This is a genomic window from Paenibacillus sp. KS1 (assembly GCF_001680695.1).
In the GTDB taxonomy this organism is placed as follows: domain Bacteria; phylum Bacillota; class Bacilli; order Paenibacillales; family Paenibacillaceae; genus Paenibacillus_B; species Paenibacillus_B suaedae.
In genome coordinates, this window is the sequence record NZ_MAIS01000359.1 from 1 (window position 1) to 302 (window position 302).

General features: G+C 37.4%; 1 protein-coding gene. It reads right to left on the bottom strand.

Annotation, left to right across the window (positions count from 1 at the left end; genetic code table 11):
• On the bottom strand, window positions 1–302 hold a 302-nt coding region (locus BBG47_RS30345), incomplete at both ends, for an RNA polymerase sigma factor (RefSeq protein WP_368072473.1).

A 302-nucleotide genomic window follows, 5' to 3' on the forward strand; every position in this document is an offset into this window, starting at 1 on the left:
TCTGTTTAAACAGCTTGATCGTGTTATCAATTTTCGCTTTGATAGTGTTGAGCGGCATTTCCGTCATCTCCGTAATTTCTTCTATCGTATATCCTTCTACATACTTCAGTTGAATAAGCAATCGCGTCATTGGCGACTGTTGTCTCATAAAGGCTTGCAACTCCAAATTCTCTTCCGTCGTTTGGCATTTCACAAGTCCCTTAACTTCTTCATCATCGATGTAGACAATTAATTTACTATTGAGCAAATGGGATTTGCATTTATGAATCACAATCCGATTGAACCAAATATTGAATCTTTCC